At 33.9% G+C, this 13,841-nt stretch carries 12 protein-coding genes and 1 pseudogene; all 13 read left to right on the plus strand.

Features of this window, described 5'->3' with window-relative positions:
• The first annotated feature begins 221 nt into the window (after positions 1-221).
• The 13 genes and pseudogenes from EJN67_RS10290 (at position 222) to EJN67_RS10350 (ending at position 13,841) form a co-directional block, all read left to right on the plus strand.
• Entirely contained in the window at positions 222-1,544 is a 1,323-nt protein-coding gene (locus EJN67_RS10290; protein WP_129724230.1) for an ABC transporter substrate-binding protein, read from the plus strand.
• A 93-nt stretch (positions 1,545-1,637) separates the two neighbouring features.
• Positions 1,638-2,558 (plus strand): carbohydrate ABC transporter permease, encoded by a 921-nt coding sequence (locus tag EJN67_RS10295; RefSeq protein WP_129724231.1) that lies wholly within the window; start codon positions 1,638-1,640, stop codon positions 2,556-2,558.
• Positions 2,555-3,415, plus strand: a complete 861-nt coding sequence (locus EJN67_RS10300; protein WP_394347517.1) for a carbohydrate ABC transporter permease — start codon at positions 2,555-2,557, stop codon at positions 3,413-3,415. Before EJN67_RS10295 ends, EJN67_RS10300 begins: the two co-directional genes overlap by 4 nt.
• Before the next feature lie 31 nt (positions 3,416-3,446).
• On the plus strand, positions 3,447-4,463 hold the full coding sequence (locus EJN67_RS10305; protein ID WP_129724232.1) for a glycoside hydrolase family 130 protein: 1,017 nt from the start codon (positions 3,447-3,449) through the stop codon (positions 4,461-4,463).
• Complete coding sequence (locus EJN67_RS10310; protein WP_165000838.1) at positions 4,450-5,460, plus strand: acetylxylan esterase; 1,011 nt, start codon at positions 4,450-4,452, stop codon at positions 5,458-5,460. Before EJN67_RS10305 ends, EJN67_RS10310 begins: the two co-directional genes overlap by 14 nt.
• A gap of 69 nt (positions 5,461-5,529) precedes the next feature.
• Positions 5,530-6,723: an AGE family epimerase/isomerase gene (locus EJN67_RS10315; protein ID WP_129724233.1), complete on the plus strand. Its 1,194-nt coding sequence runs from the start codon at positions 5,530-5,532 to the stop codon at positions 6,721-6,723.
• Positions 6,698-7,888, plus strand: a complete 1,191-nt coding sequence (locus EJN67_RS10320; RefSeq protein ID WP_129724234.1) for a glycoside hydrolase family 130 protein — start codon at positions 6,698-6,700, stop codon at positions 7,886-7,888. Before EJN67_RS10315 ends, EJN67_RS10320 begins: the two co-directional genes overlap by 26 nt.
• A 58-nt stretch (positions 7,889-7,946) precedes the next feature.
• A pseudogene (locus tag EJN67_RS14460) lies at positions 7,947-8,125 on the plus strand (family 1 glycosylhydrolase); the annotation flags it as partial.
• A gap of 66 nt (positions 8,126-8,191) precedes the next feature.
• A complete protein-coding gene (locus tag EJN67_RS14465; RefSeq protein WP_341538806.1) occupies positions 8,192-8,293 on the plus strand; it encodes a family 1 glycosylhydrolase in 102 nt (33 codons plus the stop codon).
• A gap of 391 nt (positions 8,294-8,684) precedes the next feature.
• The gene (locus tag EJN67_RS10335; RefSeq protein ID WP_129724236.1) at positions 8,685-9,692 is read left to right on the plus strand and encodes a substrate-binding domain-containing protein; all 1,008 of its coding nucleotides are present in this window, start codon (positions 8,685-8,687) and stop codon (positions 9,690-9,692) included.
• Positions 9,693-9,781: 89 nt separating this feature from the next.
• Entirely contained in the window at positions 9,782-10,237 is a 456-nt protein-coding gene (locus EJN67_RS10340) for a VOC family protein (RefSeq protein WP_129724237.1), read from the plus strand.
• Between the two features lie 554 nt (positions 10,238-10,791).
• Positions 10,792-12,672 carry an ABC transporter substrate-binding protein gene (locus EJN67_RS10345; RefSeq protein ID WP_129724238.1) on the plus strand — a complete coding sequence of 627 codons (1,881 nt, stop codon included), beginning with the start codon at positions 10,792-10,794 and terminating at the stop codon, positions 12,670-12,672.
• Between the two features lie 161 nt (positions 12,673-12,833).
• Positions 12,834-13,841 carry an ABC transporter permease gene (locus tag EJN67_RS10350; protein WP_129724239.1) on the plus strand — a complete coding sequence of 336 codons (1,008 nt, stop codon included), beginning with the start codon at positions 12,834-12,836 and terminating at the stop codon, positions 13,839-13,841.

Below are 13,841 nucleotides of genomic sequence, written 5' to 3' on the forward strand. Positions count from 1 at the left end.
GTGTTAATGGTGTAGATAAAACTATAATACCAAACAGTCATCTGAATATATGGGAACTGTAACTTTAAGTAAAAATATCCCAGGATGTTATCTATTCTTCTTTTCCCTACAGTAAATTGACGCTATCAATTAGATAAATTAGCTTGACAAAAAATTCGAACTAGAATATACTAAAACTTAGGTAATCGTTAACCTAAAATTAAGTAAATGGAGGTAAGAATATGAGGTCAAAAAAAATAATTGCATGTCTTTTGGTGGGTCTGCTTTCTTTGACATTATTTGTTGGATGTTCAGATGACTCTAAAAAAGAAGTTGGGAGTTCAGAGCAACAATCTAAAGTTGAGGAAGATAGTGAAAAGGATTCTAAATTATCAGGATCTATTACAGTATTGACTCATAGAACGGATATGACCGAAATTTTTGATGGTTATAAAGAAAAATTTCAGTCAGAGCATCCCGGTACAAAGATTGAGTTTGAGTCAATCACTGATTATCAGGGTACATTATCTACTAGGATGGCCACAAATGATTATGGTGATGTTCTTATGATGCCAGACAATATCACAAAAAATCAGTTTGCAGATTTTTATGAGCCATTAGGGACTGAAGATGAGCTTAAAGAGGAATTTAACTTCTTAGATAATTTCAATGTTGATGGTACTATTTATGGTTTATCAACAGGTGCAAATGCAAATGGTTTTGTCTACAACGAGAAAGTATTGAAAGATGCTGGTGTAGATGAAGTTCCGACTACTATAGAAGAATTTAATGATATGCTTAAAGCAATAAAAGAGAATACAGATGCAATCCCATATTATACTAACTATGTAGCTGATTGGGCACTTACAAACTTTTCTAATGCTTTACAGATTGGTTTATCTGGTGATCCAGATTATATGAATAAGATGATTTATAATAAGAATGAGTTTACAGAAGGTTCGGCTACTTATACTTCGCTCAAAATATTATATGATATAGTAGCAAATGGGTATTGTGAAGAAGATCCTATTACTTGTGACTGGGAGTATTCAAAACAGGCAATGGCTGATGGTAAAATTGGAGTGATGTGTCTTGGTACTTGGGCGGTTGGTCAAATACAAGATCTATCTGATAATCCTGAAAACATTAAATTTATGCCAGTACCTGTCCGTCATGATGGGAAGGCATTAGTTCAGATTGGGTCAGACTATGGTATGGGTGTTAGCAAGCATAGCAAAAATATTGAACTTGCAAAAGAATTTGTAAAGTTCTTCGTCAGGGAATATCCAAACGATTCCAATATGATCTCCTCAATAGTAGGATCTGAACTACCTGATTATCTAAGTGGCACTGATAATATTGAGTTAGTAGAGCCAGTTATGGGAACTACTAAGCAGGCAGAAGATATGGACAAAGTACAAAAAGAGGCTTTGATCAATATCTATGATGGTACTTGGGTTCAAACTATAATTGAAATAGGTTTGGATAATAGCGATTTAACTTTTGATGACTACATGAAGCAGTTGAATGATAATTGGTCAAAAGGCATTGATTCCTTAGAATAAATATCTAAGATACTAAGAAGGGCGGCAAAATATCAACTGTTGAGGGATCTTTTGTCGCTCTTCAACTATAATTACAAAAAAGGGGTGTCTTTAATGGATATGGAGTCAAGTAGAAGACGATTTTCATTTTCGTCTTTGCCCTATAAAAAACAAAAAATAGTGATTACGATCGCTTTTCTATTTATACCAGTTTTATTGTTAACAGTATTTACATATCTCCCCGCGTTTTCTATGGTTAGTTATAGTTTTACGGATTGGGATGGAATTAGTCTGGAGAAGAATTTTGTCGGCTTAAAAAACTATAAGACCGTCTTTAGCGATGCTAAATATTTTGAGCCATTTATAGTAAGCATTTATTATTTTATAGCTTCTTTTATACAGGTTGGTTTAGCTGTAGTGATTGCCTATTTAATAAGTTTTGACCTTTGGGGGAAAAACTTCTTTAAAGGGGTTTATTTCTTTCCTTCTTTGATAAATAGTGTGGCAATAAGTTTTATATTCATTTTCTTTTTTCAACCTGGTAATACTCTAGATACCGTACTAAGTTTTTTAGGCTTAGATGGACTTATTCAATACTGGTTACGAGATCCTAAATGGATAAATATTTCGTTATCATTTGTTTCTGTCTGGAGATATATGGGATATAATATTGTAATGTTTTCTGCTGCTATGCAGTCTATATCGCCTGAAATAATAGAAGCAGCGAAGGTAGATGGTGCTAATAAATACCAACAATTTAGGCATATAATTATTCCTGGCATATCAACCATACTTGGTTTGCAACTTTTCTTAGCTATTACTGGCGCACTATCAGTTTTTGAAATTCCATATATTATGACTGGTGGCGGTAATGGGAGCATGACTTTTGTAATTCAAACTGTGAATTATGCATTCAAAAATCATAGAGTAGGTCTTGCGTCTGCACTAGGAATAATTTTACTTGCAATTTGTATTTTAGCTGCAGTTGTGCAAAAAGTCGTTTCTAAAAAGATAAAAGGGAGGGAGAGAATATGAGTCAGATGGGAAAAAATAAAAAGATTAGTTCTAAGGATATCGCATGTGGCATTATTAAATATGCAGTACTTATTTTTTTAGTATTGGTGGTCTTGATTCCTGTTGTGACCATATTCTTTGCTGCCTTTAAGACACGAGATGAATATATGTCTACTAGTGTATTGGAATTACCTAAAAACTTTTTAAATTTTGAAAACTTTAAAACTGTGTTTATTAAAGGTAAGATGTTAAATGGTTTTAAGAACACAATTATTATAATGGCATTTTCTTTGGCTGGATCTATATTATGTGGATCTATGGCAGCGTTTATTTTTAGCAGATTTAAGTCTAAGATTAGCTCCTTTGTAAATGGATTGTTTTTAATTGCTGTTATGATACCATCTATAACTACGCAGGTTGCAACATTTCAAATTGTGCATGCTTTAGGGTTATTTAATACAAGATTGGCGCCGATTGTATTGTACTTAGGGACAGATATTATGTCCATATATATATTCTTACAATTTTTAGATAATATTTCTGAGTCATTGGATGAGTCTGCTATTATTGATGGGGCAAATTATTTGCAAATTTTTTTCGAAATTATATTTCCACTTTTGTCACCTGCAGCTGTGACTGTTTTAATTACAAAGGGTATAGGTATATATAATGATTTTTACATACCTTTTTTATATACACCAAAGGACAGTTTACTTACGGTATCTACTACTCTGTTTAAGTTTAAAGGTCCTTATGGGGCAAATTGGCAGATTATTTCAGCCGGGGTTATTGTTATTATTATTCCTACTTTGGTTGTTTTTATAGCTTTGCAAAAGTATATTTACAATGGTTTAGTTGTAGGGTCTGTAAAAGAATAGGAGTTAAAATCGGTTTGGAGGTTTAGATAATATGAGTAAAATAATCGGGAGTATTCTACCAAACATCCCTTGGCAAGAAAAGCCTATTGGATTAAATCAGCCGATTTGGCGTCATAAGGGGAATCCAATTATAGGACGTAACCCTATTGAAGGAGTAGCAAGAATCTTTAATAGTGCTGTAATTTCTTTTGAAGATGAGTTTATTGGTGTGTTTCGCGGAGAGACAATAAATGGGAAACCTCATCTCTATTTAGGTCATAGCTCTGATGCTATTAATTGGACATTTGATAAGGAAAAAATACATTTTATCGATGAACAGGGTATCCCATATCAACCACTTTATGCCTATGACCCTAGATTGATAAAAATAGAGGATAGCTATTATATTATCTGGTGTGGGGACTTTGATGGTGCATCTATAGGTCTAGCAAGGACGGAAGATTTTAAAACCTTTATAAGATTAGAAAATCCTTTTTTGCCATTTAATCGTAATAGTGTACTATTTCCAAGAAAAATTAATGGAAAATATGTGATGTTGTCTCGTCCAAGTGATAGTGGGCATACACCATTTGGTGATATTATGTTGAGTAAAAGTCCGGACTTAAAATATTGGGGAGAGCATCGTATTGTAATGCAAAAAGGCGGTAAAGGTTGGTGGCAATCGATAAAAATCGGCTGTGGACCTGCACCAATTGAAACAGATGAAGGATGGTTGATTTTTTATCATGGAGTAACAGGAACTTGTAATGGTTATGTCTATTCCATGGGGGCAGCGATTCTCGACATTGATAATCCAGCAATTGTAAAATATCGTTCGGGGAGTTTAATGCTTACGCCGGAAGAATGGTATGAAGAACGGGGTTTTGTTCCAAATGTAATATTCCCATGCGCAACATTATATGATTCTGCAACTGGGCGAATTGCAATTTATTATGGAGCAGCAGATACCTATGTATCTTTAGCCTATACTACAATTGATGATACAATTAAATTTATTAAAGTACACAATGAGCTGATTGGATTGGATGGTACTGATGGAAGAATATAAAATGGTAGATAAAAAGCTATATGCATGTCAAACCGAGCATTTAAAGGATTATAGAGGCATTGGAGATGCTCCTAAGGATTATGATGAATACTGGAAAAGAGCAAAGGCAGATTTAGATAAAGTTTCTTTAGAATATGAATTAGTAAAAAGCGATTTTAACGCAAAAAGTTGCGAGGCTTATGATCTATATTTTACCGGTGTAGGTGGAGCAAAGATACATTGTCAGTTTTTAAAGCCTAAAAATATTCAAGGTAAAATACCAGCAATTGTACAATTCCATGGCTATTGGGTAAACAGTGGAGAATGGTTTGGAAAGCTGGGTTATATATCAGAGGGATTTTGTGTCCTTGCTATGGATGTTCGTGGGCAAGGAGGTACAAGTATTGATAATGGTATATATAAAGGTAATACCCAAAGTGGGCATATTATACGAGGTTTAGAAAGTGAAAACCCAGATAATTTGTTCTATCGCAATGTATTTTTGGATACTGCCCAATGCGTACGTATTTTAATGAGCATGGATTTTGTAGATGAAAACAACATCTTTGCGACAGGCGCTTCTCAAGGAGGAGCTTTGGCTATTGCCTGTGCTAGCTTAGTTCCACAATTGAAGGCTGCAGCAGTTATGTATCCGTTTTTATGTGATTTTAGAGGTATCTATAAAAATAATTTTAGTTGTCCCAGTTATGAAGAGATTACATGGTATTTTCGGCAGCGCGACCCCATGCATTTGCGCGAGGAGTTCTTTTTTGAGCGTTTGGGATATATAGATTTAAAAAATCGAGTGAAGGATATTAGGTGTGATGTGCTTTGGATGACTGCATTAATGGATAATGTATGTCCGCCTTTTTCACAAATGGCAGCATATAATGGGATTACTTCTGATAAGAGCATTGTTTATTTTCCTGAGTATTCCCATGAATGGCTTCCATATTCTGGGGATTTAATCTTGAGCTATTTTTTAGAGCGATTGAATGCATGGAAAGGTAAAGATTAGGGATTATAGGGGCAGCTTCGTAGTTGTCCCCTTTTTATATTAATAATTCAAAGGCGAAAGGAGATGCTTATGGAGAGATTGAATTTATTGCGTAATGAAATGGAGGTAGAACTCCTTAATCATATTATGCCTTTTTGGAGTCGACTTAGAGACCCACGAGGAGGCTTTTATGGATATGTAGATTTTGATTTGCATATAGACAAAAATGCGAACAAGGGAGTAATTCTAAATAGCCGTATTCTATGGTTTTACTCTAATATATATTTAATTACAGGGCAGAAAGAGGCATTGAAATTAGCAGATCATGCATTTGATTTTTTGATAAAATATTGTATAGACGAGAAATATGGCGGAGTTTATTGGATGTTAAATATGGATGGAATCCCTTGTGATGAGATGAAACATACATATAATCAGGCTTTTGCCATCTATGGGTTGTCTTCCTATTATGCTGCATCTAAAAATTCAAGTGCATTAGAACTTGCCAATCAGATTTTTAATATAATTGAAACTAGATGCATAGATGATTGTGGATATGTAGAGGCATTTGATCGTAAGTGGAAACCTATTGATAATGAAAAGCTATCTGAAGATGGGTTTCATGCTGCTAAAACTATGAACACTTTGCTTCATATTATTGAGGCATATACTGAACTCTATCGTATATCTAATGACAACCATGTAGGAGAATGCTTAACGAATGCTGTGGAACAATGTTTAAATAAGGTATATAATCCGCAAACTCATATTTTAGGTGTTTACTTTGACAAAAAGATGAACTCTATTGCGGATGTATATTCATATGGACATGATATTGAGGCTTCGTGGTTGTTAGATCGTGCGTGCGAGCTGTTAGACAATGAACAATTAACTGCTAAAATTGAGCTGATGACATTGGAAATGGCAGATAAAGTGCTTCAATATGCTTATAAAGATGGTGCATTGAATAACCAGAGTATTAATGGTATTGTCGATACAACTCGTATATGGTGGGTACAAGCAGAAAGTGTTGTGGGATTTCTAAATGCCTATCAGAAGACCAAAGATGAAGCCTATTTAGATATTACGGTATCTTTATGGAAGTATATAAAGACATATATTATCGATAAACGTGAGGGCTCTGAGTGGTATTGGGATGTTAATGATAATGGAGAACCAGTGAACAAAAGACCTATTGTAGAACCATGGAAGTGTCCATATCATAATGGTAGAATGTGTATGGAGGTAATGAAACGATATGAAAAAATTCGAACAGATCTATAAAAGAGAAATTGAAAAGCATGAGAAACTTCTTATCAGAAATAATGAGAAAATAGAAGAGTATAATGGAATATATGATCGTTGGAAATATCCTGTAATTACACGCAAACACACACCACTTTTCTGGAAATATGATTTAAATCCGAAAACGAATCCTTATTTTATGGAACGATTAGGAATAAACGCAACGCTTAATGCCGGCGCAATTGAATTAAACAATAAATTTTGTTTAGTGGTGCGTGTAGAAGGTAATGATAGAAAATCTTTTTTTGCAGTAGCAGAAAGTGATACAGGTGTCGATAACTTCCGGTTTTGGGATTATCCTATAGTTCTACCAGATACTGAACTGGATGAGGTAAATGTATATGATATGCGTCTTACGAAGCATGAAGATGGTTGGATTTATGGTGTATTCTGTTCTGAGAGTAAAGACACTGCAAGTACAGATATTTCTTCGGCGATAGCAGAAGCTGGAATTGTACGAACTAAGGACCTTAAGAATTGGGAACGTTTACCCAATCTAAAAACTAGGTCGCCTCAACAGCGCAATGTAGTTCTTCATCCTGAATTTATAGAAGGAAGGTATGGTTTTTATACCCGGCCACAGGATGATTTTATACAGGCAGGCTCTGGTGGAGGTATATGCTTTGGCTTATGTGATGATATAAAAAATCCCGTTATAGAATCAGAAGAGATAGTTATAAGTCCAAGGCAATATCACACCATAGCAGAGATAAAAAATGGTGCAGGTATTGTACCTATCAAAACTCCAAAGGGTTGGATTCATATTGCGCATGGAGTTCGAAATACAGCGGCAGGGCTTCGGTACGTACTTTATGTATTTGCAACTGATTTAAATGATCCGTCTAGATTAATCGCTGCACCATCTGGCTTGTTTTTAGCACCACATGGTGAGGAACGGATAGGAGATGTCTCTAATGTGGTTTTTAGCAATGGTGCCATTGTACGTGAGAATGGTGATGTATATATATACTATGCTTCGTCGGATACTCGTATTCATGTTGCTACTACTACCATTGATCGTTTAATGGATTATACTTTTAATACGCCACAAGATCCTCTGCGCTCATCAGATTGTGTAAAGCAGCGATGTGAGTTGATTTCAAAAAATTTGGAGTATTTAAAAAATAAAACTTCTTATAAATAGAATAGATGCTTTATTGGAAAAGGATATCGCCCCTTATGTTACTTTATTTCATTGGGATTTGCCTTACGAACTCTTTAAACATGGGGGGTGGCTAAATCCTGACAGTCCAAAATGGTTTGCAGACTATGCTGAAATTGTGGCAAAAAAACTTGGTGATAGGGCAAAGTATTTTATTATATTTAATGAGTCACAGTGCTTTATAGGCTTAGTATATGTTACCGGAGTACATGCCCCAGGAAATATCATGTCAAAGAGGTCAAATTTGCAAATAGCACATAATGTGATGCTTGCACATGATCATTGTTGGATAATTTTGAATGGACTAATGGATATTCTGAACGGTTTGGATTGGTATATGTAGATTATGAGACTAAAAGAAGAATTATTAAAGATTCTAGATATTAGTATCAAAAACTGATAAAAGCAAAGGGTGAAATTTTGAGGTAGTATATAAAAATATGATAGTGAACATTTGTACATAGATAAGTATGACGTTAACCATTACCTTTGTACTATTTAAGTAGTTATGGAATTTGGTGGATGCATATAATATTGACAAGTAAAAATAAAGCACGTATAATTATTTTATAACCTAAACGTTTAGGTTATAAAATAATTATACGAAGTTTTAGCGGGTTTGTCAAACATTTATCAGCTTGATTGATAATATAGCTTATACGAAGGTTAACAACTCTAAAGCTTTGAACTGGCTTTATTAAAATGCAGCTAGAGTAAAAATTCTATCTGAGTTAATATTGGCTTTAAAGATTTAGATTTAAAAATAGGAAGTGATATAATGAAACAAAATGTTACAATGAAAGACATTGCAGATAGAATAGGTGTAAGCAATGTAACTGTATCCAAGGCTTTAAATGATAGAGAAGGAGTTAGCGAAGAACTTAGAACTAAAATTAAATATATAGCTAATGAAATGGGATATAGATATAATACAGCTGCAAAATCCATTAAAAAAGGTTATTCGTATAATATAGGTATAGTAGTAGCTGAAAGGTTTACAGATGATCTACAATCATTTTACTTAAAATTTTATCAAAATATTTGTAAAGCTTTAGAAGAATATGGATATCTAGGTATGCTTCATATATTAAGCTATAATGAAGAAAAAAACTTGCAATTGCCTAAAATGTATAATGAAATGAAAATAGATGGCTTAATCATACTAGGACAGATTAGTAAATCGTATATAGAAATTTTGAAAGATATAGAAATACCTACAATTTTTCTGGACTTTTATGATGAGCATAATAATTTTGATTCTGTAATTGCAGATAACTTTTATAGTTCCTATGATATAACAAATTATTTAATAAGCAATGGTCATAAAAACATTGCATTTGTAGGGAATATATATTCAACTAGCAGCATACAAGACAGATTTTTAGGGTATTATAAGTCTTTATTGGAGCACGGGATATATTTAAGGGAGGATTATATTGTAAATGATCGTGATAAGGATGGAAAGCTCATTGACTTAGTAATGCCTAGTGATATGCCAACAGCTTTTGTATGTAATTGCGATAGGGTAGCATATAATCTAATAAACCAATTAAAAAAGTTAGGTTACATAGTACCGGATGATTGCTCAGTGGTGGGTTTTGATAATGATATTTTTTCTATGCTATCTAATCCTAAATTGACAACTGTAGAAACTAATATGGAGGAAATGTCTCGAAATGCCACTAAATTCATTATGCGGAAGATTGAAAATCCGGATCGGGAAAATGATAGGGTATTGGTTAAAGGGAAAATCGTATATAGGGATTCAGTCAAAAAAATACGATAGTTTCTTATTTAACAATTTTAATATTGTTTTTAACAAGAAATATTAAAATTTAATACCCTAAATTGATTATACAGAGAGGAGATACAAATATGGATAAAGGTGTATTAGGTACGAATATGGTGACTCAAATAGGTATAATAGTAAAGGATATAAAGGAAACGTCTAAAAAATATGCCCAGTTTTTGGGTCTGCCTCAACCTGAGATTATATTAACAGATACCATTGATAAAACTAAGGCCACGTATAAGGGGGAGCCGTGTGTTGCAAGGGCATATCTTGCTTTCTTTAAGGTCGGAGAGTTATTAGAGATTGAATTAATTCAACCTGATGAACATCCTTCAACTTGGAGGGAATTTTTGGATAATAAGGGGGAAGGTATACATCATATAGCATTTAATATAAAGGACACAGGTGATAAGATCAAAAAACTGCAAGATATGGATATGCCACTACTTCAAAAAGGTGAGTATGAAGGTGGACGATATGCATATATAGATGCGTTAAAAGACTTAAAGGTAATTATTGAAACGCTGGAGAATGACTAAAATGTCTTTACTTAGGCCAAAAATACAGTTGATAAATTCATCTTTTAGGAGAGCGCGTATAATGCTCTCCTAAATATATATTATTAGGATATTAAAGAGTGATAGTACTTCCATGCTTTTAGTAGATATGATGCTTTATTTTAATTTTTTGGAAATATTTGACCTGATTCATATTTTTTTAGCCAAACTTGGATAGAAGTTATTTTGACAAATATTTAAAGTAAGTATATACTAGATTATAGGTAAACGTTAACTTGATTTATTTCGATTCTATGTAAAATCTATAATAACAAAAATTGTTGTAAAGATTAAGCTTTTCCTGCTATAATGAGCTCAGTTCAAGATGTTTAAACATTAAAAAAAGATAGGAAATTATTATATTTTTTAATTTAAATAATATACATATTAATATAACACAAAAATAATTTTAAACTAAATCATAAATATTTGGCCCAGCTGATTTGTTAATTTTAGCTTCATCATTTTTCTTAATACAAATTTTATTAGAAGGTAAAATAATGGAGCTATATAATAAAAAAAGGGGGCAACATTAAATGAAAAGGTCATTAAGCAAAATGTTAGCCGTGTTTATTGCTGTTATGTTACTGACTTCTGTTTTAACTGCGTGTGGTGATGGAGATAAAAAAGTAGACGAACAAACTCCATCCAATTCTGAAAATGTAGAGCAAGAAGACAAAAGCAATGAAGAAGATGGCCAGGAATCAGAGCAAGAAGAATCTAGTGCAGAATCTGGTCAAACACCTCGAAATGAGACTCTCTATTTTTCTGGTCAGCAATGGGGTGCTGTTAATGATTTTAATCCATTATCGTCTAATTCTAACAATGCAATGATGAATGCACAAAATGATGCTGCTCGTACTCTAGTATGGGAAACTCTATTTATGTATAATCAACTCGATGGAGAATTATATCCACTTCTAGCCAAAGAATATAAACAAGAAGATAAGGTATTTACAGTTAAGATGAATGCAGATGCAAAATGGAGCGATGGAACTCCTTTAACTGCAAAAGATGTTAAATTCACATTTGAAGTTCACAGAGATATGAAAACTGGTCAGGCTTCAATGTGGGACTATATTGAGTCGGTAGAAGCGCCAGATGATGAAACAGTTGTTATTACAGCCAATTCTGAAAACTATAACCCACTTAAAATCTTAGAAGTCTTGCCGAAGATGTATATCCTTCCGGAACATCAGATGACAAAACTTATAGAAAAAAATGATAAGGATCCAGACAAGGTAAAGACAGATAAAAACGAGGATTTTATAGGCTCTGGTCCATATAAACTTTATTTTACAGATGAAACTAAAATAGTTCTTATAAGGGATGATAACTACTGGGGACAGGCTGAGTCAATGTGGGGTAAATTGCCTGCTCCAAAATATATTGCACATAATGTCTTTTCAGATAATAATGCAGGTTCAGTAGCATTTCAACAAGGAGAAGTCGATGTATCACAGCAATTTATGCCTGAAATATGGAAGATGTGGGAGGAGCAAGATCTACCCGTATCAACTTATATTGATGAACCTCCTTACTATGAGTGCGTAGCTCTCCCAACAGCTATTATCAATGTTACAAAACCAGGTCTTGATAATGTGGCAGTTAGAAAAGCTATCGCTATGGCAACTGACTATGATAAGATTGCAAAGACGGCAATGAGTGGATATACACCACTTATGAGTGAAGTACCACCATCTTTGATGAATCCAACGGATGTCGAACAAGGATTGATTAATAAAGAAGAATTAAAAGAGCTTCAATGGAAGGGCAATCAGATAGATGAAGCAAAGGCATTATTAGATGAAGCAAATATAAAGGATACAGATGGAGACGGGTATCGTGAACTAGATGGCAAAAAACTTTCATTTAAAGTTGAATGTCCTGCCGGCTGGACTGACTGGAATGCAGCTTTAGAAATGGTAGCTGCAGCAGGGGAAGAAATTGGTATTGAGATTACCACATATTTTCCAGAGGCTACGGTATGGACAGAGGATTTACAGACTGGTAATTTTGATATAATTATGAACACCTATGCAGGTGCAAGTATATCCAATCCATGGACCCGTTGCTATCAAACATTATATAGCGATGGTGGCAAAAACAAAGATGCGGATAGGGTATATTATAATTATAGCCGTTATTCTAATAAACGAGCAGATGAAATTATTGATGCGATTCCCACGGTAACAGATGAAGGTAAGCTAAAAGAGCTATATACTGAACTAAATAAGATCTATTTGACAGATGTGCCATGTTTTGCATTGATGTATAGGCCTGGTACATTCCATACTGTAAATGAGTCTGTATGGACCGGTTTTCCTGAAAAAGATGATGGGACTAATATTCCCCCAACTGATTGCACAGATGGTTATGGCATCGCAGCATTGTATAATTTAAAGAATGTAAAATAGTAGATAATAGCTGATGGACATTAAATTTGAAGATTAATTTGTTACTATTTGATGGCCACGATATTAGGAGTATTTTATCAATTCGTGGTCATCATATTCATATTTATCTCACATATGATTGCTGTAGAGGTTTTTAATATAAGGGATACGAGGTGATAATCTTGAAGGGGTATATGAAGTATTTAGGTAAGAAAATAGGATGGTATGTACTTACATTTGTAATTGCATTGATATTAAACTTTTTATTACCACGTTTAATACCAGGAAATCCGGTAGCAAGAATTGCAAGTGGTACTATTCAAGGAATGACAGATCAAAGTGCAATAAAGGCTGTTATAGAGGAATATAACAGACAATTTGGATTAGACAAACCTATGACTACACAATTTTTTATTTATATAAAGAATTTATTAAGAGGGGATATGGGCACTTCTTTTATTTTTTTTCCTAAAAAGGTTTCAGAAGTTATACGCTCAGCTATAGGGTGGACAATAGCCCTTCAACTTCCTGCAATAATAGTGGGCTGGCTGCTTGGTAACATTTTAGGTGCAGTTGCAGCCTATAGAAAAGGCCCTTTTGATAAGGGGATTTTGCCTTTCTTTTTATTCATAAGTAATATTCCCGCTTTTGGGATGGCGATTATTCTTTTGCTATTATTTGGTGTGTATTGGGGTATATGTCCTACCAGTGGTGGTTATGGATATGATTTGATTCCGAGTTTTTCCCTTCACTTTATCTTATCGGTAATACACCATTATCAATTGCCATTTTGGTCTATTGTATTAATCACTATCGGGGGGCAGGCAATAGGTATGAGATCTATGTCCATCTATGAGCTCAATGCAGACTACGTAAAATATAGCCGATTCATGGGAATAAAAGATAAGACTATAGTAAAATATGTCTTTCGAAATGCTATTCTTCCTCAAATAACTGGGCTTGTACTTTCTCTTGGAACTATGGTAGGCGGAGCTTTGGTTGCTGAAACTATTTTTAGCTATCCTGGGTTGGGAACAAAAATGTTATCGGCTATTACAGGCCAAGATTACCCATTAATCTCAGGATGTACGTTAATTATTACCATAGGTGTGCTATTGGCTAATCTCGTCCTTGAAATACTATATGGATTTCTTGATCCAAGGATAAAAGCGGCACAGCAGGATTCATAG

Source organism: Xylanivirga thermophila (genome assembly GCF_004138105.1).
In the GTDB taxonomy this organism is placed as follows: domain Bacteria; phylum Bacillota; class Clostridia; order Caldicoprobacterales; family Xylanivirgaceae; genus Xylanivirga; species Xylanivirga thermophila.